Origin of the sequence: Halorubrum sp. Ea8, from assembly GCF_002252925.1 — an archaeon.
In the GTDB taxonomy this organism is placed as follows: domain Archaea; phylum Halobacteriota; class Halobacteria; order Halobacteriales; family Haloferacaceae; genus Halorubrum.
The window spans coordinates 1-20945 of sequence record NZ_NHPF01000018.1; the positions used below are offsets into that span (position 1 = coordinate 1).

22 protein-coding genes, 1 tRNA gene and 1 pseudogene are annotated in these 20945 nt (G+C 70.3%); 6 read left to right on the plus strand and 18 right to left on the minus strand.

All coding sequences use genetic code 11. The annotated features are described in order from the left end of the window. The 4 genes and pseudogenes from DJ74_RS00840 to DJ74_RS00855 all read right to left on the minus strand — a co-directional run. Positions 1-682: pseudogene (locus tag DJ74_RS00840) on the minus strand (hypothetical protein); the annotation flags it as partial. Next, positions 679-1668 carry a S49 family peptidase gene (locus DJ74_RS00845; protein WP_094526005.1) on the minus strand — a complete coding sequence of 330 codons (990 nt, stop codon included), beginning with the start codon at positions 1666-1668 and terminating at the stop codon, positions 679-681. The gene DJ74_RS00845 and the pseudogene DJ74_RS00840, both read right to left, overlap by 4 nt. Before the next feature lie 93 nt (positions 1669-1761). After that, the gene (locus DJ74_RS00850) at positions 1762-2676 is read right to left on the minus strand and encodes a prenyltransferase (protein ID WP_094526006.1); all 915 of its coding nucleotides are present in this window, start codon (positions 2674-2676) and stop codon (positions 1762-1764) included. Positions 2677-2679: 3 nt separating this feature from the next. Further along, a complete protein-coding gene (locus DJ74_RS00855) occupies positions 2680-3198 on the minus strand; it encodes a peroxiredoxin (RefSeq protein ID WP_094526007.1) in 519 nt (172 codons plus the stop codon). A gap of 99 nt (positions 3199-3297) precedes the next feature. On the opposite strand from DJ74_RS00855, the gene DJ74_RS00860 reads away from it, so the two are divergent. The 5 genes from DJ74_RS00860 to DJ74_RS00880 all read left to right on the plus strand — a co-directional run bounded on the left by DJ74_RS00860 (position 3298) and on the right by DJ74_RS00880 (position 8469). Beyond that, positions 3298-4062 carry a DUF547 domain-containing protein gene (locus DJ74_RS00860; protein ID WP_094526008.1) on the plus strand — a complete coding sequence of 255 codons (765 nt, stop codon included), beginning with the start codon at positions 3298-3300 and terminating at the stop codon, positions 4060-4062. A gap of 133 nt (positions 4063-4195) precedes the next feature. Continuing rightward, positions 4196-5656: a dihydrolipoyl dehydrogenase gene (locus tag DJ74_RS00865; RefSeq protein WP_094526009.1), complete on the plus strand. Its 1461-nt coding sequence runs from the start codon at positions 4196-4198 to the stop codon at positions 5654-5656. Positions 5657-5749: 93 nt separating this feature from the next. Next, on the plus strand, positions 5750-7375 hold the full coding sequence (locus tag DJ74_RS00870) for a hypothetical protein (RefSeq protein ID WP_094526010.1): 1626 nt from the start codon (positions 5750-5752) through the stop codon (positions 7373-7375). Between the two features lie 94 nt (positions 7376-7469). After that, the gene (locus DJ74_RS00875) at positions 7470-7994 is read left to right on the plus strand and encodes a hypothetical protein (RefSeq protein ID WP_094524666.1); all 525 of its coding nucleotides are present in this window, start codon (positions 7470-7472) and stop codon (positions 7992-7994) included. Positions 7995-8112: 118 nt separating this feature from the next. Next, positions 8113-8469, plus strand: a complete 357-nt coding sequence (locus DJ74_RS00880) for a DsrE family protein (protein ID WP_094524667.1) — start codon at positions 8113-8115, stop codon at positions 8467-8469. 75 nt (positions 8470-8544) lie between these two features. On the opposite strand, the gene DJ74_RS00885 is transcribed toward DJ74_RS00880, so the two are convergent. From DJ74_RS00885 to DJ74_RS00920, 8 genes are all read right to left on the minus strand, one after another. Next, the gene (locus tag DJ74_RS00885; protein ID WP_094526011.1) at positions 8545-8814 is read right to left on the minus strand and encodes a HalOD1 output domain-containing protein; all 270 of its coding nucleotides are present in this window, start codon (positions 8812-8814) and stop codon (positions 8545-8547) included. Positions 8815-9004: 190 nt separating this feature from the next. After that, positions 9005-9724 carry an SDR family NAD(P)-dependent oxidoreductase gene (locus DJ74_RS00890; protein ID WP_094526012.1) on the minus strand — a complete coding sequence of 240 codons (720 nt, stop codon included), beginning with the start codon at positions 9722-9724 and terminating at the stop codon, positions 9005-9007. A 97-nt stretch (positions 9725-9821) separates the two neighbouring features. Further along, entirely contained in the window at positions 9822-10127 is a 306-nt protein-coding gene (locus tag DJ74_RS00895) for a hypothetical protein (protein WP_094524670.1), read from the minus strand. Between the two features lie 148 nt (positions 10128-10275). Then, positions 10276-11769 carry a carotenoid oxygenase family protein gene (locus DJ74_RS00900; RefSeq protein WP_094526013.1) on the minus strand — a complete coding sequence of 498 codons (1494 nt, stop codon included), beginning with the start codon at positions 11767-11769 and terminating at the stop codon, positions 10276-10278. Between the two features lie 80 nt (positions 11770-11849). Continuing rightward, positions 11850-12278, minus strand: coding sequence for a dCTP deaminase (locus tag DJ74_RS00905; RefSeq protein WP_094526014.1), 429 nt, complete (start codon positions 12276-12278; stop codon positions 11850-11852). Between the two features lie 116 nt (positions 12279-12394). Continuing rightward, complete coding sequence (locus tag DJ74_RS00910; protein ID WP_094526015.1) at positions 12395-13684, minus strand: MFS transporter; 1290 nt, start codon at positions 13682-13684, stop codon at positions 12395-12397. A gap of 400 nt (positions 13685-14084) precedes the next feature. Then, on the minus strand, positions 14085-15968 hold the full coding sequence (locus tag DJ74_RS00915; RefSeq protein ID WP_176451284.1) for an ATP-binding protein: 1884 nt from the start codon (positions 15966-15968) through the stop codon (positions 14085-14087). Between the two features lie 407 nt (positions 15969-16375). Beyond that, positions 16376-16450, minus strand: a tRNA-Val gene (locus DJ74_RS00920). 83 nt (positions 16451-16533) lie between these two features. Here DJ74_RS00920 and DJ74_RS00925 point away from each other — a divergent pair. After that, positions 16534-17049 (plus strand): hypothetical protein, encoded by a 516-nt coding sequence (locus tag DJ74_RS00925; RefSeq protein WP_094526017.1) that lies wholly within the window; start codon positions 16534-16536, stop codon positions 17047-17049. A gap of 4 nt (positions 17050-17053) precedes the next feature. Here DJ74_RS00925 and DJ74_RS00930 read toward each other — a convergent pair whose 3' ends face one another. From DJ74_RS00930 to DJ74_RS00955, 6 genes are all read right to left on the minus strand, one after another. Continuing rightward, a complete protein-coding gene (locus DJ74_RS00930; protein ID WP_094524676.1) occupies positions 17054-17326 on the minus strand; it encodes a hypothetical protein in 273 nt (90 codons plus the stop codon). 134 nt (positions 17327-17460) lie between these two features. Beyond that, complete coding sequence (locus tag DJ74_RS00935; RefSeq protein ID WP_094524677.1) at positions 17461-17994, minus strand: cob(I)yrinic acid a,c-diamide adenosyltransferase; 534 nt, start codon at positions 17992-17994, stop codon at positions 17461-17463. Continuing rightward, complete coding sequence (locus tag DJ74_RS00940) at positions 17991-18230, minus strand: glutathione S-transferase N-terminal domain-containing protein (protein WP_094524678.1); 240 nt, start codon at positions 18228-18230, stop codon at positions 17991-17993. The genes DJ74_RS00935 and DJ74_RS00940 overlap by 4 nt, the downstream gene beginning before the upstream one ends. Positions 18231-18320: 90 nt before the next feature. Further along, the gene (locus DJ74_RS00945; protein ID WP_094524679.1) at positions 18321-18719 is read right to left on the minus strand and encodes a thioesterase family protein; all 399 of its coding nucleotides are present in this window, start codon (positions 18717-18719) and stop codon (positions 18321-18323) included. A 159-nt stretch (positions 18720-18878) separates the two neighbouring features. Further along, positions 18879-19553, minus strand: a complete 675-nt coding sequence (phoU, locus tag DJ74_RS00950; protein WP_094524680.1) for a phosphate signaling complex protein PhoU — start codon at positions 19551-19553, stop codon at positions 18879-18881. 194 nt (positions 19554-19747) lie between these two features. Beyond that, positions 19748-20945 (minus strand): MFS transporter (locus DJ74_RS00955; protein WP_141212639.1); only part of this gene is annotated, 1198 nt, incomplete at its 5' end.

Below are 20945 nucleotides of genomic sequence, written 5' to 3' on the forward strand. Positions count from 1 at the left end.
CGCCGGTCGGTTCCGCGTAGACGCGCTGGTAGTTCAGGTCGTTCTCCGCCATGTTGTACACGTAGCCGGGCTCGGTCGTGACGCCGAGCGTCGCGTCGAGTCCGACCGCGCCGGGCTGGTCGAACGCCGCGTCGGGCTCGGTCGCCAGGATCACGTGGCCGCCCGACTCGACGAACGACTCGATCTCGTCGAGCTCCGCCTCGTCGTAGTCGGTCCGGAACGTCACGAACGCGTCGGCCTCGGCGAGCCGCTCGCCGAGCTGGGTCGGTCCCCGCGTGCCGGCCGGACCGGCGGCGCGCCGCTGCTGCTCCGGATCCGGCACGTAGACGTCGACCTCGTGGCCGTTCTCGATGAGCGCGTTCGCCAGCGGCCGAACGTCGCGGTCGGCGACGTCCGGGCCGCCGAAGCCGAGCAGCGCGAACGGGGTCGCGGGCACGGAGCCCCGCGGCTCGACGCCGGGGTCGACGAGCACCGTCTGCGACCGCGCCGTGGACTCCATCTCGACGTTCGCCTGCCCCGGCGTGTCGTTCGCGACCAGGTCGTCTTCGAGGTAGTGCTCGTTCTGTATCTCGGGCGACGGAGCGACGCCGTCGGCGGTGACGTAGCCCGCGAGCGCCGCACCACCGGTGATCGCCGCGAGCGTCACCGCGAAGGCGACCGCCAGCTTGGTGGCGTCGCTCACGCGCCGACACCTCCGGTTAGCCGCGCCGTCTCGTTGCTCGTCCCGCCCGCGCGGGTCGCCGAGCCGCCGCGGTCGACGGCGAGGTCGCTCTCGGAGAAGCGCTCGACCGTGTCGACGTGCGGGACGGCCGGGCGGTGGACGTACGAGAGGCCCATCGGCTCGACCTCACCGTAGCCCGGGTCGTTCGCGTACACCGCGACGACTTGGGTGTCGGTGCGGAGCAGGATCGGGAAGCCGAAGTCGGGCCCGGTCTCGCGGGTGTCGACCCGGTACTCGCCCATGTTCTCCGCGGTCGCGGCGGCGTGGATCGCCTCGTTGAGCGAGCCGATCTCGTCGGCGAAGCCGTTGTCGACCGCCTCGGTGCCGAGGTACACGTCCGCCTGCGCGACCTCCTCGCGCGGCATCTGGAACTCGTCGCCGCGCTCGGCCATCATCGCGTCGACGAACGTGTCGGCGAGCGTCTCCTGCTCGGCCCACGTCTGGATCGCGTTGCCGCCGGCCTTGTCGGGACCGCTCGGCCCCTGGACCGGCGCGGTCGTCCGCGGCGCGGGGGCGTTCAGACCGATGCTGCCGACGGTCGACGTCGGGAGGACGTAGATCTCGTCCGCGGGCGCCATGGCGTAGTAGCCGCCGGAGGCGCTGATCGACTGCACGCTCGCGATGACGGTCATCTGTTCGCTCGTCCGCTGGACCGCCTTGTACATCCGCTCGGAGGCGACGGGGGCGCCGCCCGGCGTGTCGAGCTTGAGCACCACCGCGCCGACGGAGTCGTTGGCGCGGATGTCGGCGAGTTCGCTCTCGACGTCGTCCGCGAGGGCCGTGTTAACGGGCCCTTCGATCTCGACGACGGCGACGGTGTCTTCTGGGTCGTTGGTCGCCGCGTACACGCTGGGCGCGAGCACGGCGCCGACCACCGCCGCGGCCACCACGACGACGGCGAGCTGCTGCCGCGACGTGAGGGCCGTGGAGGGCTGGTTGGTTGACATGACCGCTTAGACCCTGCGCCAACCGAGGAATAAAAATTTCGAAACGACGACCCAAACCGACCGCAGCGAGGGCCGTCGCCGACGGGGGATCGATCAGGGGAGGCCGGCGACGACCGCCCAGCCCAGCGTCGTCCCGACGGCGACGGCCACCATCGTCGCCACGGCGGGGAGCGGTTCCTCCCGACGCGTGAACCGGTGCGTGCCGGGAGCGAGCCCGACCATCGGCGCGAGGGTCCCGACGGCGACGGGCGGCGGCAGGACTCGCCCCGCGAGGACGACCGCGCTCCCGGCCGCGGCGAGGCTCCCGGCGGCGTAGGCGGCCCGGAGCCGCCCCGCCGACCAGCGCGTCGCGAGGGTGCGCTTCCCGACCGCGGCGTCCGCCCGACGGTCGGGCCACTGCGTCTCCAACAGGTTCACGAACACGACGAGCGCGAACGGGACCGTCGCCAGCGCGGCGCCGGGCGCGACGTCGCCGGTGACGACCGCGACCCCGTACAGCGGCAGCGCGACCCCGCCGAGCGCCGCGTTCGTGACCTCGCCGAGCCCGTTCCAAGCGAGCCGCAGCGGGCCGACCGAGTACTGCCACCCGACGACGAGGACCCCGCCCAAGAACGCGACCGAGACCGGCGACAGGGCGCGCGAGCCGAGCGGGCTCGCGCTGACGGCGAGGAGTCCGACGCCCGCGACCCCGGACGCGGCCGCGGCGCGCAGCGCGAGGCGCGGAGAGAGGTCGCTCTCGACGAGGGCGCCGCTCCCGCCGGAGAACGGCGTCCTCTCGGTGCGAGCGTCGGTGTCGACATCCGCGTACTCGTTCGCGTAGTGGACGCTCGCGGCGACCGGCAGGAGCGCGGCGAGGCCGAGGCCGACCGCTCGGGGGTCGGCGGTCCCGCCCCGGCCCAGCGCCATCGCGACGCCGAGGGCGTACACGAGCGCGATGAGCGCGAGCTGCGCCGGACGCGACATGCGCCACAGCGCGACGAGCACGGCGCGGCGACCCGGGTCGCCCATCCGTCAGTCGGCTCGCAGCGCGCGGACCTCGTCGAGCAGGTCGTCGGGCTCCGGGCGGTCGGCGGGCATCCGCCCCTCGTAGGTGTACGCGACGATCGGCTCGCCGGACCGGACGTCGAGGACCGTCGCGACCGGCATCCGCCCGACGAGGTCGTGGAGCGATCCCAGGATCCCGAACCGGACCGGCTGGTCGTACGCGTCGCTCACGTCGGTGTCGGGGTCAGCGAGCAGGGCGAACGGGAGGTCGTACGACGCCTGCCACTCGCGGGCGCGGTCGACGGGTTCCGGGAGGACCGAGGCGACCGTCGCGTTCAGCGCCGCGAACTCGTCGTACCGCTCGGCGATCGCCTGCACCTGGTTCCGGCAGTTGCCGCAGTGGTAGTCCCGCTGGAAAAGGAGGACCACGGCGTCGACGTCGGGGTCGCCGGCGACCGCGGAGAGCGAGAAGGGGTCCGGGCCGGTCGCGACGTTCGGCAGTTCGAAGTCGGGCACGCGCTCGGCGGGGGTTGCCGTGTCGCTCATGCGTGGGGTACGTGGTACCGACGCATAACGGCCGGTCGGTCTGACACGCGGCGCGCCCAACCGCGGGGGATACTCGTTCGCGGGCCGATAGATCGGGCTATGACGGCCTCGGAGCCCACGCCCGCGTCCGCCTCGCCTCCCGCGTCCGACGTCGGCCTCGTGGCGGTCTCGCGCCGCTTCCTCCGCGCGATGCGGGCGGGCGAGGAGCGCGAGCAGGAGCGCGAAGCGGCGCGCGACCGTCTCGCCGGGACCGACCCGGCCGACTTGGACGCGCTCGGTCCCGACGAGCGGCTCGCGTTCTGGCTGAACGTCTACAACGCCGCGGCCGGCGACGCGCTGCTGTCGGACCCGTCGCGGTTCGAGGACCGGCGCCGCTTCTTCTCGGAGCCGGTCGTCGCGGTCGCGGGCGAGAACCTGAGCCTCGACGCGATCGAACACGGGATTCTCCGCGGCTCGCAGTGGAAGTACGGGCTGGGGTACGTCCCGAACCCGTTCGCCTCCGCGTTCGTCCGCCGCCACCGAGTCGACGAGCCCGACTTCCGGGTCCACTTCGCGCTCAACTGCGGCGCCGCCTCGTGCCCGGCCGTCTACGGGTACGATGCCGAGACGGTGGACGAGGACCTCGACGCGGCCGCCGAGAGCTACCTCCGAGACGAGACCGTCGTCGAGGGCGGGACCGCCTACGTGCCGCGGCTCCTCCTCTGGTACCGGGGCGACTTCGGCGGCGGGAGCGGGATCCGACGGATCCTGCGCGAGTACGGCGTCGTCGATCCGGACGCGGTCTCGCGGATCCGATACCGCGAGTACGACTGGTCGCTCGCGCTGGACGCCTTCCGCGACGGGAGCGACGGCGAGGCGGACTGAGCCCCGCCGAAGCGTACTGAGCTCCGCCGACGCGGACTTCCCCCTGCCGACGCGGCCGGTCGTCGCCGCGGTCGTGTGCCGGGCGCGCCACCGCGGACGGGCCTTGATGAGGGTGGCCGTCGTCGAGCGCTCCATGCAGGAGTTCGACTTCATCGTGATCGGGTCCGGGTCGGGACTGGACGTGGCGAACGCGATGGCCGGCCGGGGGAACTCGGTCGCGGTCGTCGAGGAGGGGCGGCTCGGGGGGACGTGTCTCAACCGCGGCTGTATCCCGTCGAAGCGGCTCCTCTATCACGCCGATGTGATGGAGACGATCGAGGGCGCCGGGGCGTTCGATATCGACGCCGAGGTCACCGGCGTCGATTTCGCGGAGATCGTCCGGAAAGTGAACGAGGACGTCGCCGAGAGCGCCGACTCGATCCGGCGGGGGCTCGCCTCATCGGACGCCCACGACCTCTTCTCGGGGACCGGGCGGTTCGTCGACGACCGCACCGTCGAGATCGGCGACGGCGACGACGAGGGGGCCGCGCTCCGCGCCGACACCGTCCTCGTCGCCACGGGAACGCGCCCCTCGATCCCGCCGATAGACGGGATCGACGACGTGGACTACCTCACGAGCACGGAGGCGCTCCGACTGGAGTCGCCGCCGGACCGCCTCGTGATCGTCGGCGGCGGGTACATCGCCGCCGAACTCGGCCACTTCTTCGGGACGTTCGGCAGCGACGTGACGATCGTCGGCCGCCGGGAACACCTGCTCCCGGAGGCTGACGCCGAGGTCGGAGAGGCGTTCACCGACCGCTACGCCGACCGGTTCGACGTGTACGCCGGCTACGAGGCCATCGCGGCCGACGAGGCCGACGGGGAGGTGACGGTCGAGGCCCGGGCGTATCCCGAGGCCGACTCTGTCCGCGCGGGCGGCGAGACCGTCGGCGCGCCGGAGGAGGCGGAAGACGTGACCGTCGCGGGCGACGCGCTGCTCGTCGCCGCGGGCCGGCGGCCGAACACCGACGCGCTGAACCTCGACGCGACCGGGGTGGAGACCGACGCCGCCGGCTTCGTCGAGACGGACGAGTACCTCCGGACTGACGCCGAGGGGGTGTGGGCGCTCGGCGACGTGGTCGGCGAGTACCTGCTCAAACACAGCGCGAACCACGAGGCGAAGGCGGTCATCCGAAACCTGCTCGGCGACGAGCCGGAGCCGGTCGACTACTCGGCGATGCCGTTCGCCGTGTTCGCCTCGCCCGAAGTGGCGGGGGTCGGCGCGCGCGAAGCCGACCTCCGCGAGGCCGACGCCGAGTACGCCACCCGCACCTACGCCTACGGCGACACCGCTCGCGGGAGCGCGATGCAGGCCGAGGGGTTCGTGAAGGCCCTCATCGACCTCGACGGGAACATCGAGGGGTGTCACATCGTCGGCCCCGAGGCGTCGAACCTGATCGAGGAGGTCGTCGTCGCGATGACGGCCGGTTCGGGGACCGTCGCGGACATCCGCGACGCGGTCCACGTCCACCCCGCGCTCTCCGAGGTCGTCGATCGGGCCTTCTCGGGGCAGTTCTCGCGCGGCGGCGGACGCGACCACCGGCATCAGCACTGAGCGGTATCGCCGAGCGCTTCCCCCGAGCACCGCGGACGTCTCGTTCGAAGGCGAGCGTTTACGTCGGCTCGTGGCAACAACGAACCAACACACATGGTATCTAGCGACACGCGGTCGGTCGGCGAACTCGAGCGACGCGTCGAGGCAATCGACGCGACGGCGCCGGCCGAGAGGGACGCCGACGACCGCGCGCGGCTGACCGACGCCCTAGTCGCGCTCGCAGACGCCTACGGCGAGCGCGGGGAATTCGACGCGGAGGCCGAGACGATCTCGCGGCTGGACCGACTGCGTGGCGGCGACGGAGACGACGTCGAACTCCACCTCGCGAACGCCCTCGCGAACGCGACGAGCGTGCGGGGCCGCGACGACCTCTACGAGACCGCGATCGACCCGGACCGGATCGAGGCGTACCGAGATCGGATCGAGGAGCTGTACGGCCGCCGCCCCGAGCCGGCGATCGCGGCGCCGCTGGCCCGGGCGACTGCCGAGGCGATCCACGCGAACGGAAAGGCCGACCGCCGCGACCGGATCGGACCGCTGGTAGACCGTCTCGAAGCGATCTACGACGCCCACTCCGAGCCGGACGTCGCCGCCTCGCTGCTACGGGCGTACGCTCACGCGGAGCTGTACCTCGACGCGGATCGCGGAGGCGACGCAGATCTCGGAGGCGGCGCGGATCCGGAGGCCGCTTCGGCCGAGCGCGACGCGGGAGGCGACCGCGTCGCCCGCGCGGAGGAGCTGTTCCGGGCCCACCCGGACGGGGAGGTCGCCGCGGGGCTGGCCGGCGTCCTCGCCGGGCGGACGAACGCCGACGCCGAGCGGACGGACGTGGACGCGATCGAGGAGCGGATCGGCCGGATCGAGGCGCTCGCCGACCGGTACCCGGCACAGGAGGAGTCGATCGTCCGCTGGCTCCCGGTCGCGACGGCGAACGCCGCGCGCGCCGGCTTCGAGGCGGCCGACCTCGGGCGGACGGAGCACTGGGCGACCGAGACGGTCGAACACCACGAGCGGCTCTCGACCCCGTCGAGTGCCACGTGGGCGGCGGTGGCGACGTTCTTCTCCTCGCGGGCGTCCTTCTTCGACGGCGACGTGGAGGCGGGCGAGGCGAAGATCGAACGCCTCGAGGCGCTCGAACGGCGGTACGACAATCCGGTGTTCGAACACTGGCTCGGGCGGGCGATGTTCGACGCGGCCCGCAGCTACGTGGAGACGGACCGCCCGGAGCGCGCGCGAGCCGTGGTCGACGACCTCGCCGAGTTCGCGGTCGGTCACGAGGACCGCGAGGAGATCGAGGCGGGGCTGGAGGCCCTCCGATCGCACGCGCCGCACCTGTTCGACGAGTTCGACGGATCAGTCGGCGAGGCCGACGGATCGATCGGCGAGGCCGACGGCTCGGTCGACGTGACCGCCGGACCGGTCGACGCCGCGGGCGCTGCGGACGGAACGCGGACTGAATCCCCCGCTGACGCCGGTTCCGGCGCTGCCCCGACGAACGACGACTCGGGGTCCGCCTCGACGGACGACGGCTCGACGGACGCGCCCGGCTGCGGGAACTGCGGCGACGACGGCTGCGGGAACTGCGGCTCGGGCGACGAACTGAGGCCGCCGGCGTCTGGCCCGGTGCTCGCCGTCGCCGGCGCGGCGGTCGTCCTCGTCGGTCTCTCCGTCGCGTACACGCTCTACCGGGCGCAGCGCGCCCTCAGGAACGCGATCTGATCGCCGTGACGAGGGCAATCGCCCCCCGTCCTCTCCCGCACCGGCCGCCGACGCGGCCGAAGACGTATTGCGGCTCCCCGTCGAACCGGGCCACATGACCGCCCCTTCGACCCTCTCCCGCCGTCGGTTCGTGACGGCCCACGCCGCGGGCGTCTCGCTGACCGCGCTCGCCGGCTGCGCGGACGACGCGGGACCGGAGCCCGCGGACGGAACCGACTCGGACGCCGGATCGGGGTCGACCGACGCCGACCTCGATCTCCGGGAGGCGAACGTCGTCGACGTCGCCGTGGAGCCGGTCGACGCGGGGTACGCGTTCGACGTGACGCTCCACCACGACGACGAGGGGGAGGACGGGTACGCGAACTGGTGGCAGGTCGAGCGCCTCGACGGCTCGCGGCTCGGCCGGCGGGAACTCCTCCACGCGCACTCCGAACAGCCGTTCACGCGGTCGGAGACGATCGCGGTCCCGGACGGCGCGACCTGCGTCGTCGTCCGAGGGCACGACGAGACGCACGGGTACGGCGGGGTCGCCGCCGCGGTCGACCTCGACGCGGGAACGGTGCGCCGGGTCGATCAGGGGCCCGACCCGCGCTCGTTCGACCAGAGCGACTGCCCGTGAGGCGCTCGGTCCCGGAGCCCGCTCCCCGGCGGATGACATGCCATCGCATGCCGAGTCGGCGTTCCGGACACACACCCGCGGGTGGGTTTTGTACGGGTGTCAGTTATCAGCGGACACGATGGCAAAAGCAGCAATCGTGATTCTCGCCGGCAACGAATCGCACGCCGACTACGGCCGCCTCGCGAACGCGCTCGAGGCCGCGAAGGAGTTCGCCGAGACCGAGGGCGACGAGGTCGAGCTCATCTTCGACGGCGCCGGGACCCAGTGGATCCCGGAGCTGGAGGACGAGGAGAGCGACTACCACGAGCTGTATCGGGCGGTCCGCGACGACGCCGCGGTGTGTGACTACTGTTCCGGCGCGTTCGGCGTCGAGGACGCCGTCGCCGACGCCGGCCTCGTCACGCTCGACGACTACGACGGCCACCCGAGCGTCCGCTCGCTCGTCGACGACGACTACGAGATCATCACCTTCTGAGCGGCCGGACCCGGCCGCGTCCCACGACGGACGACCGCCCTCTCTCGATGCACGTTCCGGGCAGTGACGCGAGGGTCACAGTTTGACGAACTGCGCCTTTCCGTACTGTTCGACCGTGATGCGGTACCCCTCGTAGCTGAACGTGATCTTGACTTGGGCCTCCGGGACCGGGGGATCGGAGAACACGTGCTGGAGGATGTGATCGACCTGCTTGTACCCGGGCGTCAGGTCGTCTTGGCGGTCCCCCTCCAGTTCGGCCACCACCTCTACGATCTGTGCGACGGGCTCCTGCCTGTCCGTCTCCAACTCCCGGTGGACGATCTCGTCGTCGACGGTGTCGCTCATGGCTTCAGGTGGAGTTCCGACTCATAAATTAGTATGGAGCCCCCAACGGGGCATCAAAAGAAACTGACGCGCACCCGTCGGTCGGTACGAGGCCGAGGTGGCGTCCGAGACGCGACCGCGGACCGACCGCCACCGGGCGTCCGAGGCCGCGAGCGGGCCGGAGCCGCGACGGGACGCCGTCGACCGGGTCTCAGATGAACTCCGACGGGTTCGGTCCGTTCGTGACGTGGACCTCGAACGGCTGCGTGCCGACGTCGTCCCGCTCGACCAAGTGCCAGTACGTCTCGGCCAGTTCGTCTGGGTCGAGAAACGTCTCGTCGCCGCGATCGGGGTGACGATCGCGGTCCCCCGGCGAGTCGATCTGCCCGTCGATCACGACGTGCGCGACGTGGACGCCCTCGCCGCCGAACTCCTGGGCGATGTCCATCGCCATCCCGCGGGCGGCGAACTTCGCGGCCGTGAACCCGATCGCGCCGCCGCGACCGCGCACCGCCGACGTCGCGCCGGTGAAGACCACCGTGCCGCCGCCGGCCCCGAGCATGTCGTCGACCGCCTCCTGCGAGCAGACGAACGCGCCGCGGCCGTTGACCGCCCACGACTCCTCGAACCCCTCGACGCTCGCGTCCATGAGCCCGGTCCACGACGCGGCGCTCGCGTTGTTGACGAGGGCGTCCACCGGACCGAACGCCTCGCGAACCGCCTCGAAGCCGTCTCGGATCGCCTCGACGTCGGTCAGGTCGGTCGTGACCGCCAGCCCTTCGCCGGGGTCGGGGAGGTCGGCCGCGAGCTCCTCGATGAACTCGGTCGATCGAGCGAACAGGGCGACTCGACAGCCCTCCGCCGCGAACTTCCGCGCGAGTGACTCCCCGAGCCCCGGACCGACGCCGGCGACGACTGCCGTGCGAGTCATACCCGCGCTACGGGTCCTCGGATAAAAATCGTGCGCCCGGCGGACTCGCCGGCGACGGCGGGACGCCGGGCGGGCGGTCGCCTCCGAGCGTGCCGGGTCAGGGCTCCTGTCGCGCGGCGAACCGCCCTTCCGGGGCGGACGCCGGTCCCTCGGAGGCCCGGGTTCGCGGGGCCTCGCCGTCGAGCCGAAGGAGCCGCCAGCCGTCGCCGCGGCAGCGGACCGGTTCGAGGACGGCCGTGACGGCGTCTCCGAGGCGCAGTTCTCGCAGCCGACCGCGAACCGCGTCGCTCGCGTCGATGACCTGGTATGTTCGCCCGTCGGCACCGTACAGCGTCACCGCGCCGTCGCCGTTCGGTTCCGCCGCTACCCTGCACCGCCGCCGAACGCCGTCGGTCGCTCCCATGGAACATTCGTACCGAGCAGCGCCCATAAAACGAACTATGAGGCCGACATACGGCGATAGAACGGTATTGAGAGATACCGAGACGGCCGCGGTCGAGGCGGTCGCGACCCGCCGTCGAACCGACCGCGAGCGTCCGTCCGGACGGGGCTTATTCGCCGTGGGCCGCCCGGAGTTCCGGGAAGTACCGACCGTGGAAGTCGAAGGGGACCGCGTGCGGCAGCGTCGCCCGGGCGCGCTCCGCGAGCGTCTCGCCGTCGAGGACGAGCAGACGCGACCGGTCGGCGTCGACGTCGAGCGCCACCGTGAGCACGACCCCGTCTTCCTCGCTCTCTCCGTCGGGGGCCGGCACGAATATCGGCTCGCCGAAGTAGTCGCCGCCCGAGTCGAAGGTCCGGACGGTTCCCGTCTCGGCGTCCAGCTTCAGGACCCGGCGCGCCCACTCGGTGACCGGGGCGTCCATGCCCATCGCGTAGACGTACCGATGCTCGCGACACCACCGCGCGGGCGAACACGTCGGCAGCGCGCTCCCCTCGGCGGAGAGGGTCTCGCGAGCCACGTCGGCGTCGGAACCGCCGCCGTACCTCCCCGTACGGGTGTCGGACCCGAGGTCGACGGTGAACCGCTCGATCCGACCCGCGATGGCGTCCATCTCGCCGGCGCGGACGTTCTCCAGGTATAACGAGTCGATGGCGGCCGCGTCCGGGACCGTCTCCAGGTCGAAGACGACCTCGTCCCCGCCCTCCCGCTCGAAGGCGTTGACGTGGTGGAAGCCGAAGAGCGGGTCCGCGGTCGGCTCCGCGACGACCGCCCCCGTCGTCCGGTCGAGCACGACGATCCGCGTCCCGCGCTCGGGTTCCCACTCGAACTGCTCGATGAACGGCGGCTGTCGGCCGGGCTTCAGGAACCGGCGCGGGTCGAGCCGAAGCGGGAACTCCGTCAACACGACGTACCGTGGCGTGAGCGCGAAGCTGTGCATGTACGCCGGACGGTCGGTCTCGACGCTCCCGACGTGGCGCCGATCGCCGTCGACGGTCCACGCGGTGACGTGGTACCGGCTGGTCCGACCGAACTCGGTGTCGACGGTGACGAGCGCGCCGGTCGCCGGGTCGCGCTTGAAGTGGGCGCACGAGAGCTGTCCGCTCGGCGCGTCGCCGTCGCGGTCGACGGCACCCGTCGTTTCGAGCGTGTCCGGATCGAACCCGACCCCCCTCGGCGACTCGGTCAGCGCGACGTACGCGTCGCCGACGCGCTCGGCGATGATGTTCGTGTTGTCGTACGGCTCCGTGAGAAACGTCGCCAGCCGCGAGCGGAGGGTCGTCTCGCCCGTGGCGAACCCGCCCTCGAACTCGCCGCTCGTCGCCGCCTCGTACGCGTCGGTCCGGAGGAAGCGGTTGCGGTAGTGGACGGCGCCGCCGTCGCCCCCGGCGACCGAACCGGCGTCGTCGCCCGGGTCGAAGGTGAATCGGTACAGCATCGCCAGCCCGTCGAACCAGTGGTCCACCTCGCTCCCGCCCGGGAAGGAGAACGCCCCGGGGCCGTTCCGGATCAGGCTCCCCCGGAGCCACTTGGGCAGGTCGCCGCGCACCGGAACCGACGCGTCGGTCTCCTCGCGGAGCGAGTGGAACCCGGCGTGCGAGTCCATGACCGATCCCGGGGGCGCGGCGGGCTAAGGTCTGACGGCGGCGCGAGGCGAACCGAGCCGCCAATCCCGGCGCGGACGGCTCACGCCGGGTCGGCGTCGAGGACGGTCGAGACGCGGGCGTTCTCCTTGATCCGGATCCCGGCGCCGCCGACCGATAGCGGGACCCGCGAGAGTTCCGTGACGCGGAGCGTCGGGTGGAAGGCGCCCCGCTCCAGCAGCGCGTCCCGCGTCTGGACCGCGAACCGAAGGTCGTTCCCGGCGATCGACTCGTTATGCTCGATAAGGTACGTGCCCGGGTCGAGCGACCACCACTCGTACTCGTCTTCGGGGTCGCGCTTCTCCCGCTCGTGCGGCTCGGCGCTCGCGGCCTCGAGCTCGCCCCCGCCGAAGTCGACGCGTCCCGGCCCGGTTATCTCGTAGACCTCGGCGACGGTCAGGTCGACGCCGTCGCCCTCGGTCTGCGTCGGTTCGTGCACGAGTCCGTCGATGTGGGTCGCGTACGGCGACATCGGTTGGCCGCTTGCCGCCGAAGCGACGTAAAATCACGCGGCGTACACGGGCCACGGGACGTGCGCGGGCCACGGGACGTGCGCGGACCACGCGGCCGACGCCGCGGCCGCGTCGGTCAGTCGGCGGTCCGACCCGCCGGAACCCCGGTCGCCGCGGCGCGGCGCGACTGGAGGACGAACAGCGCCGTGGCGAAGCAGATGAACCCGGCCGCGAGCAGGAATCCGGTCTCCGTCGTGGTGAAGTCCATCGTCGTCCCGACGATGACCGGACCGACGACCTGTCCCACCTTCCAAGAGATGGAGCGCAGCGACATGGCGCTCGCGACCGACTCGCGACGCTCGCCCTCGTCGACGAACAGAGACATGCTCGCGGGCAGCCGGATCGAGTCGGCGATCCCGAGCAGCGAGTACGCGCCGAACAGCGCGAAGAATGCGCCGCCGAGCGTCTGTGAGTCGCCGAGGTACGACACCGTCACCGGCGCGACCGTCCCGTCGAAGTACGCCGCCAGCGGGATGGCCGCGGTGCCGACGCCGTACAGGAGCGCGCCGAGCGCGACGAACCCGTGGCGGCGGCCGTACTCGTCGGTGAGCCCGCCGACGAACCCCTGCGTGACCGCCTTCGTCGCCTTCCCGCCGGCCATGATCCAGCCGATGGCGAACGCCGAGATGCCGAACGAGGTCCGCGCGTATATCGGGAGGAAGATGATCACGGCCATCTTGCCGACGCTGAACGTGAACCGGAAGACGACCAGCGACCGGAGCATCGGGAGCGCGAGCAGCGACCGGAACGTCTCGACTCCGCCCGACTCCTCCGGGCTCTTCTGACCGCCGGGATCGTCGCGGAGGAAGCGCCACACCAGCAGGAACGCGCCGAGCGTGATGAGCGAGAGGACCGCGTACGCCTCGGTGAACCCGTAGGCGTACAGGAGGTAGCCGCCGAGGAGGTCGCCCGCGAGCGAGGAGACGGAAGCGAACTGGTTGTACGAGCCGAGCCAGAGCCCCTGGTCGTCGTCGGGGCTGATCTCGCCGATGACCGTCGCGCCCGTGATCCAGAGCAGGCTCGCCCCGAGCCCCTGCACCATCCGGACCAACACGACGTGGACCGGGTTGCCCACGAAGGCGAACCCCACGAAGACGGCGACGTTTATCAGGAAGCCGGCGAGCAGGTACCGCTTCGCGTTCCCCGTGTCGACCGCGCGCCCGAGGGGGAGCACGACGATCAGTTGGACGACCGCGAAGGCGGTGCCGAACAGGCCCTCGACGAACCCGGTGGTCCCGAACAGGTCCGCGTACAGCGCCAGCGCGATCAGGATCGTCGAGTACGCCTGACTGCGCGCGAAGGCGGTGCCGGCCAGCGACCCGAACTCCGCGTCGCGCAGGAGCCGCACCGAATCTCCGAGGGCCATGAGTCGCGGTGGACGATGTAGCGGGTACGGGTATAAAAGGCCGGCAGACCCGGCGGGGGCTGCTGGATTCGAGCGACCGGGTTTGAGTGCCCGTCACGCCGTTTGACAACCCGCCTCGGCGCGATTCTCAGGCACATACCGCTCAATAGTCCACATCCCAGCAGCTATCATCGCGGCACACGCCGACCCACCCATAACTCTCATGCCACGTCTACCGCGTCTGACACGCGAGGCCTCGATCCGCCACCGGAGCGTCGGCCCGATCAGCGAACCCCGAGCGGAACGCGGGCTCGGAACCGCGACGCCGACTTCACGCGCCGATCGAGGTGTCGGCCGTAGGGACGCCGCACTCCTCGCCTCTCGGTGGTGTGGCGTTCTGGGAATCGCCTCTCGCGGGGTGTCACGAGAGTCGACACTCCGACCCCGAGACCCCGGGGAGAGTGAAGGAGAACGTCGCGCCCTCACCGGGTTCGGAGTCCACCCAGATGTCGCCCCCGTGGCGTTCGACGATGCGTCTACACATCGCCAACCCGATGCCCGACCCGTCGTAGTCGTCGCGCGGTTCTACCCGTTGGAACACTTCGAACACCCGGTCTTGGTCCGTCGGATCGATTCCGATCCCCTCGTCCTCGACCGACACCGCCCACTCCCGACCGTCCCGCTCGGCCGAGATGCGTACTCGCGGCGGCCGGTCTCCGCTGTACCGCAGCCCGTTCGACAGCAAGTTCTGGAAGACCTGTCGGAGTTGGCTCGCGTCCCCCATCACTCGGGGGAGCTCCCCGACCTCGACATCGGCGTCGCACTCGCCGATCTGGACTTCGAGGTCCCGCAAGACGTCCGCGACCACGTCGTCGAGGTCAACCGGACACAGCGGCTCTCCCTCTGTCTCCACGCGGGAGTACTGCAGCAGCCCCTCGATCGTATCCCGCATCCGTTCGGCCCCGCCCACGGCGGAGTCGAGGAACTCCCGAGCTTCGTCGTTCAGGTCGTCACCGTAGCGATCTTCGATGAGCCGGAGGTAACTCGACACCATCCGGAGAGGTTCCCGGAGATCGTGTGAGGCGGCGTACGCGAACTGTTCGAGGCGCTCGTTCGACCGTTCGAGCTCCGACTCGTACTGTTTTCGCTCGATCGCCTCCGCGAGGACGTTCGCCACACTGACCACGAAGGAGACGTCGTCCTCGCTGAACGCCTGCGTCTCGGAGTCGTACACGCCGAGGATGCCCCACGGATCATCGGGTGAGCCGATGACCGTACTGATACAGCTCCGAACGTCGCGGTCCGTCGGCAACTCCGGCCCGCTGAACCGCGGTTCGGTCGGCAAGTCTTCGACGACGATGGGATGTTCGTTCTCTAGGGTGTACGCGGCCTGCGACTCCGCGTCAGCGGCCGACACCGTCACGTCCCCAAAGACGTCCTCGTCCCAGCCGACCCCCTGCCGGATCAAGAGCGTTTCAGAGCCCTCGTGGAGGTCGAAGACGCCGCAGTACTCGGCGTCGAGCGCGTCGGAGAGCCTGCGGGCGGCCGCGTCGAGAAGGGCATCGAGGTCGTCGACCTCGAGGGCGAACTGCCCGAGGTCGGCGACCGCCTGTTGCTGTCGTTCCCGCTCGTACGCCTCCTCTCGCGCTTCGTAGAGTCTCCGAGTCTGGAGGAGCATGTCCGCCGTGAGGTGGGATGCGTCGATGTCGAGTTCGTCGCTCAGGTCGATTTCATCCTCCCCCAAGAACGCGTCGACGAGCGGCGTGACGTCCTGGACGTGGTGGATGATGTACGAGAGGGCGTCGTTTGAATCGAACAGCGGCGTGTTGACCGGACTCCACCAGCGGTCTTCGAACTTGTCATCGGCGGCGTCTTGAGCCGGAACCGGATAGTGCGTCACCGGCATGACGTCTTCCACGTGCTGCTCGGTGACCCTGTTGAGCGACCGCTGCAGCCGAGGGACGCCTTCCGGGCTCGGGTCGTCGGGGTCGGCGGGGAATGTCTCGAACAGCGTCTGGCCGAGGATCGCCTCTCGTTCGGTCATGGTCGCCTCCAAGTACGCGTCGCTGACGGCGACGATCTCGTATTCGTCCGGTTCCACGATCAGGTAAGGGTCGGGGACGTTCTCGAACAGCTGACGGACGGTCGCTTCCGAGATACCGACCCCCGACGCGCCGTCAGAGTGCGGTCGCCACCAAACCTGAGTATTGGTACCGACGTCTTTCGCCCCCAGGTCGCCCTGGCTGACCAGTTGTTCGAGGCGGTCATGGACGACTCGCCGGTCCGCATCGAGGGAGTCTGCCACCTCCGGCGTCGTGAGGGGTTCAGTGGGATCATCGCGCTTGTCAAAGACAGCGAGCGTCTCAGCGTAGACGTCTCTCGGAGGGCCCGACGACGACATGCACGGGACATAATCCGTCACACGTAAAGTGGTTCTGGTGACCGGAGCGAGCAGACATCCTCTTATCGCCTGAATGAATTTGAGTCCCCCGTTGTAGTTAATATAAGCTTAGGCAGTTCAATTGGAATCTGGCATTCAGCGGACATCCTCGAAAGATCTATTGCCACTCAGTTGGTCACATTTCTACGTTATCGTAACCACTGCGCGTGACAGACCGGGACGCCTCGGCCGAATGTGAGTGAAAGGAGATCCACCCCGAAATCGCATGACGTGAGAAATGTGGTCTACTTAAGGAGTCGCAGGAAAGTGCATGGGTTGGGGCGGATTCGAACCGCCGACCTGCTCCGTGTGAAGGAGCCGTCATAACCTGGCTAGACCACCAACCCGCTCGTGTCGAGGTATCCGACCTCCGGACTTAAGCGTTACTTTGTCGCGGGGATTCATTCCCCGGGCGTCCCACGATACGGCTATGACTCACAAGCTCCGGTTCCTCGAACGCGTCCGGCAGGGCCTCACGGGCCTGTTACATCTCCCGCTGTCGGCGATCGGCCTGTACGCCGAGCGGGAGACGCCCCGCGACCAGTACGCGCTCACGCTCCGCGACCCGTACACTATCGTCGAGGCGAGGCTGCATCGGCTCGGCTTCGTGCGCAACCTCGTCTCCTCGCTGAAGTTCCGGGACTACGCGACGCCGGAGGAGACGTCCGTCGCCAGCTGGGTTCGGTACCCGGACGGGGCCCTCGGGAGCGACTCACAGCTCCACCTCTCGCTGTACATCGGGCCGGACCGCTCGACGACCGACGTGTACGCGCACTGGGAGCCGTCGTGGATCCGCCATCCGATCCGCCACTACCGAGCGAACGACGTCGACGCCGAGGAGGGGATCGAGCGCGTCCGGGCGCTGTTCGAGCGGGAGGGGGTCGAGTACTCCGTGGTGCCGGCCGACGAGCGGCTCACCGTCGGGACGGAGCCCGCCGAAAATTGAACCGTTACTCCTCGGCGGCGTCGTGGCCGCGGTACTCCTTCACGCGCGCTCGGGCCGAGGCGACCGCCTCGCGGGCCTCGCCCTCCGCGCGCTCTTCCAGCTTCTTCAGGTCGTCCTGAATTCGGTCCAGCCGCGAGGGCTCCGGCTCCTCCTCTTCGGCGCCGACGAGCTCTTTCACGCGAGCCTCGACGGGCTCCAGCTCCTCTTTTACGCCCGCCTTCGCGTGTTCCGCCGCGCGACCGAGGTAGTACCGTGCGTCTTCGAAGTGCTTGCTCATATCTGTCCTTTGGAAGCCGACGGATATATTCTTTGTGGCTCTTTCGAGGCGACAGGAAGGTGCGGCCGCTCGGAACGCGGCGCGTCCGCTCTCGGGGCGGCGCTGCGGACGGCACGAGAAAGTGGTCGCGAGCGTCAGTACGACGGCGACTCCTCGGGCTCGCCGTCGCGCGCGTTCGCGACCCGGCCGAGCGTGAACAGCAGATCCGAGAGGCGGTTGAGGTAGGAGACCACCGCCTCGTTGATCGCCTCGGAGCGCGCGAGCTCGACGACCCGTCGCTCGGCGCGGCGGGTCACGGTCCGGGCGTGGTGGAGGCGCGCGCCCGACTCGCCGCCGCCGGGCAGGACGAACGAGGTCAGCGGCTCCAGCTCCTCGTCGAAGCCGTCGATCCGGTCTTCGAGCGCTTCGACCAACTCGGGCTCGACCTGCGGGTCGTCCGGGTCCGGATCGGGGTTCGCGAGGTCGGCCTGTACCACGTGGAGGTGGTTCTGGACCGTCTCCAGCAGCTCGTCGAGGTCGTCGTACCCGGTCGGGCGCACGGTCCCGATCAGCGCGTTCGCCTCGTCGACGGTCCCGTACGCCTCGATCCGCGGGCTGGACTTCGACACGCGGCTCATGTCGCGGAGGTCGGTATCGCCCTGGTCGCCGCGTCCGGTGTAGATGGTCATGCGAGGGTCCGGTCGACGTACTCCACGATGTTCGCGCTCTCGGCCATCGTCACGCCGCGTTCCTCGTCGATCAGGACGGGGACGCCGCGCTGGCCGCTGACCCGCTTCACCTCGTCGCGGTCGGAGTGAAGCGCGTCGACCCACTCGGTCTCGTACTCGATCCCGGCTTCGTCGAGCGCGTCGGCCGCCTTCTCGCACCACGGACACCCGTCGAGCGCGTAGAGTCGAATCGCCATGATCGACCGATCGGCGCGCGGCGGCAAGAAGGTACGGTGTCGGCGGGGGACCGTCCGCCGACCGACGAGTCGGTCGCCGCTCGCGAGACGCTACAGGTCATGGTACGACGCCATCCCCTCGCGGAACGCCGGCGGGACCGGCGCGGGCTCGCCGGAGTCGGGGTCGAGGCTGACGAGGGTCGCCTCGCCCTCGGCGACGACGGCACCGTCGACTCGCAGCTCGTGCGTCATGGTCACGCTCGATCGGCCGAGCTCGACCACGTCGAGCGCGACCGTCACGGCCCCGTCTGCCAGCTCGACCGGTCGACGGAAGTCGAGCGAGAGCGACGCCAGCACCGTCGACACGCTGGAGAGGTCGGCGTCGAGGACGTCTCGGAAGTACTCCGTCCGGGCCTGTTCGACGTACGTCGCGTAGACGGCGTTGTTGACGTGACCCATCGCGTCGATGTCGCGGAAGCGGACGTCGATCTCGGTCGTGAACGTGCTCATGTCGGGTCGTCCGCGGGAGGCGGTATGTAGGCGTCGGGATCGGTCGGCGACCGCTCCCGACGGCGATCGATCGGAATGGGGGCGTCGTCAGTACAGCAGCCGTCGTCAGTACAGCAGCCGTCGTCAGTACAGCAGCCGTCGTCAGTACAGCAGCCGTCGTCAGTACAGCAGCTCGTCGTCGTTCTCGATCATGTACAGCGACCGCGCGGCGATGTTGACGGCGTGGTCGCCGACGCGTTCGAGGTCGCGGATCGTGAGGAGGAGCCGCGAGACGTTCTGCATCGTTCCCTCCACGTCGGCGTCCTCGCGGAGCTCGTCGCGCTCGATGAGGTCGCGGACGACGAGGTCGCTCGCGGCCACGCAGGCGGCGTCGACGTCGTCGTCGGCCTCAGCGACGGCGTGACACAGGTCCGGGTCCGAATCCGCGTACGCCTCCATCGCTTCCTCCAACATCGTCAGCGTGTCGTCGCCGATGCGCTGGACGTCGACGTCGGGGAACACCTCGCGGTCGGCCTGCTTCGCGTACTCGCCGAGGTTCGTCGCCAGGTCAGCGATCCGCTCGAGGTCGGTGATGATCTTGAACGAGGCCGCGATGAACCGCAGATCGCCCGCCACCGGCTGCTGGAGCGCGATGAGGTCGGTGCACTGCCCCTCCAGTTCGAGGTACAGGTCGTTGATCTCGGCGTCGCCGGCGATGACCTCGTCGCCCAGATCGCCGTCTTGGCGCTCCAAGGCGTCGAGGCCCATCCGGAGCCGCTCGGCGACGACCTCGCTCATGTAGAGCACGTCGGCGCGGAGCTCCTCCAGCTTCGACTGGTACTGTTCGCGTGGCATCGTCTTGGCGTATCCGCCTCACCGGACGTATAAAAACACGTCGCCGACCGAACGATCGGTTTCGCTCCCACCGATCGACGCGGGGCCGATCGCGTCACGGTGGCGGGTTCGGCCGAGGTCGCGTTCGACCGCCTCACGTTCGACCGAGTGCCGTGATCCCTGACGAGTGGGACCGGACGAGAGTTCGGGGTCGACTACGACTCCGTGCCGATCGCGTCGTCGACGGCGTCCACCGAGTCGTCGGCGGTACGCCCCGGGAGGAACGTCCCGGTCTCGCGGCGAACGCCGACGAGCAGCGCGACCCCCGCGGCGAGCGGCATGACCGCGCAGGCGGCGTAGATCGGCGCGAAGCCGACCGTCTCGATCAGCGGTAACGACACCATCGGCCCGAGCCCGCCGCCGATGTCGCCGAACACGTTGTTCGTCCCGGAGGCCCGCCCCATCCGCTCGTCGGGGGTCAGGTCGGCGAGCAGCGCCATCATCGGGCCGCTCGTTCCGCCCTGTCCGGCGCCGATGAAGACGCAGGCGAGCGCGAGGTCGACGACCGATCCCGACCGGGCGAGCAGCAGGAACCCGACAAACGAAACGACGAGGAAGGTCAACAGGATCGGCGTGCGCGACTCCCGCGTGTCCGATATCCGACCGCCGACGATCATGAAGAAGGAGGCGGAGACGACGGTGCCGGCCATGAACAGCCCCGAGGTCCCCTGCGGGGCGAGCCCGAACAGGGAGATGTCGTTCTCGCCGAGGAACAGCACGAGCGTGGAGAACAGCGCGCCGATGTACGCGAACAGGAGCCCGAAGTTGACGAGCCCGACGGTGAGCGCGGGAACCGAGGTGTCGACGTCCCACGGATTGATCGAGTCCCCCGAGCGGTCGCCCGTGACGTGCGTCTCCGGGACGTACCGGTGGGCCACGACGCTGGCGGTGAGCGCGAACGCGGCGGCGACGGTGAACGCGGCCGCGTTGCCCGCCAGCGACGAGACGATCCCGCCGAGCACGAGCCCGGCCGGGAACCCCATCGTGATCCCGCCGCGGACGACGCCCATGTTCGTCCCGCGCGACCCGCTGTCAGAGAGGTCGGCGGCGATGGTGTAGGCGGTCGCGAACACCGCGGCGGAGCCGAACCCCCAGAGGACCCGCGCGAGGAGGAACCACGTCTCCGGCGCGACGAAGACAGACAACGGGGCGAACCACCAGTCCGGGCCGATCGCGACGGCGCCGACCGCGGCCCGCGGGAGCGCCGCCGCGAGCGGGCGGAGCGACTCGGCCGGCGCCCTCGTCGACAGGTACGGGACGCGCAAGCCGTTCGTGTACGGACTGCTGGTCGAGGGGATCGCGACGCTCGGGTACGTCGTCGCGCTCGCGATGCCGCCGGCCGAGTCGCTCCGC

What these genes read in the sequence shown, in the direction of transcription:
- DJ74_RS00850 (WP_094526006.1), bottom strand. Translation starts at nt 2,676, where the DNA reads ATGGGCGACCCGGGTCGCCGCGCCGTGCTCGTCGCGCTGTGGCGCATG.
- phoU (WP_094524680.1), bottom strand. Translation starts at nt 19,553, where the DNA reads ATGCCACGCGAACAGTACCAGTCGAAGCTGGAGGAGCTCCGCGCCGAC.
- DJ74_RS00925 (WP_094526017.1), top strand. Translation starts at nt 16,534, where the DNA reads ATGACTCACAAGCTCCGGTTCCTCGAACGCGTCCGGCAGGGCCTCACG.
- DJ74_RS00930 (WP_094524676.1), bottom strand. Translation starts at nt 17,326, where the DNA reads ATGAGCAAGCACTTCGAAGACGCACGGTACTACCTCGGTCGCGCGGCG.
- DJ74_RS00860 (WP_094526008.1), top strand. Translation starts at nt 3,298, where the DNA reads ATGACGGCCTCGGAGCCCACGCCCGCGTCCGCCTCGCCTCCCGCGTCC.
- DJ74_RS00880 (WP_094524667.1), top strand. Translation starts at nt 8,113, where the DNA reads ATGGCAAAAGCAGCAATCGTGATTCTCGCCGGCAACGAATCGCACGCC.
- DJ74_RS00845 (WP_094526005.1), bottom strand. Translation starts at nt 1,668, where the DNA reads ATGTCAACCAACCAGCCCTCCACGGCCCTCACGTCGCGGCAGCAGCTC.
- DJ74_RS00935 (WP_094524677.1), bottom strand. Translation starts at nt 17,994, where the DNA reads ATGACCATCTACACCGGACGCGGCGACCAGGGCGATACCGACCTCCGC.
- DJ74_RS00875 (WP_094524666.1), top strand. Translation starts at nt 7,470, where the DNA reads ATGACCGCCCCTTCGACCCTCTCCCGCCGTCGGTTCGTGACGGCCCAC.
- DJ74_RS00895 (WP_094524670.1), bottom strand. Translation starts at nt 10,127, where the DNA reads ATGGGAGCGACCGACGGCGTTCGGCGGCGGTGCAGGGTAGCGGCGGAA.
- DJ74_RS00945 (WP_094524679.1), bottom strand. Translation starts at nt 18,719, where the DNA reads ATGAGCACGTTCACGACCGAGATCGACGTCCGCTTCCGCGACATCGAC.
- DJ74_RS00865 (WP_094526009.1), top strand. Translation starts at nt 4,196, where the DNA reads ATGCAGGAGTTCGACTTCATCGTGATCGGGTCCGGGTCGGGACTGGAC.
- DJ74_RS00905 (WP_094526014.1), bottom strand. Translation starts at nt 12,278, where the DNA reads ATGTCGCCGTACGCGACCCACATCGACGGACTCGTGCACGAACCGACG.
- DJ74_RS00940 (WP_094524678.1), bottom strand. Translation starts at nt 18,230, where the DNA reads ATGGCGATTCGACTCTACGCGCTCGACGGGTGTCCGTGGTGCGAGAAG.
- DJ74_RS00900 (WP_094526013.1), bottom strand. Translation starts at nt 11,769, where the DNA reads ATGGACTCGCACGCCGGGTTCCACTCGCTCCGCGAGGAGACCGACGCG.
- DJ74_RS00910 (WP_094526015.1), bottom strand. Translation starts at nt 13,684, where the DNA reads ATGGCCCTCGGAGATTCGGTGCGGCTCCTGCGCGACGCGGAGTTCGGG.
- DJ74_RS00885 (WP_094526011.1), bottom strand. Translation starts at nt 8,814, where the DNA reads ATGAGCGACACCGTCGACGACGAGATCGTCCACCGGGAGTTGGAGACG.
- DJ74_RS00855 (WP_094526007.1), bottom strand. Translation starts at nt 3,198, where the DNA reads ATGAGCGACACGGCAACCCCCGCCGAGCGCGTGCCCGACTTCGAACTG.
- DJ74_RS00890 (WP_094526012.1), bottom strand. Translation starts at nt 9,724, where the DNA reads ATGACTCGCACGGCAGTCGTCGCCGGCGTCGGTCCGGGGCTCGGGGAG.
- DJ74_RS00870 (WP_094526010.1), top strand. Translation starts at nt 5,750, where the DNA reads ATGGTATCTAGCGACACGCGGTCGGTCGGCGAACTCGAGCGACGCGTC.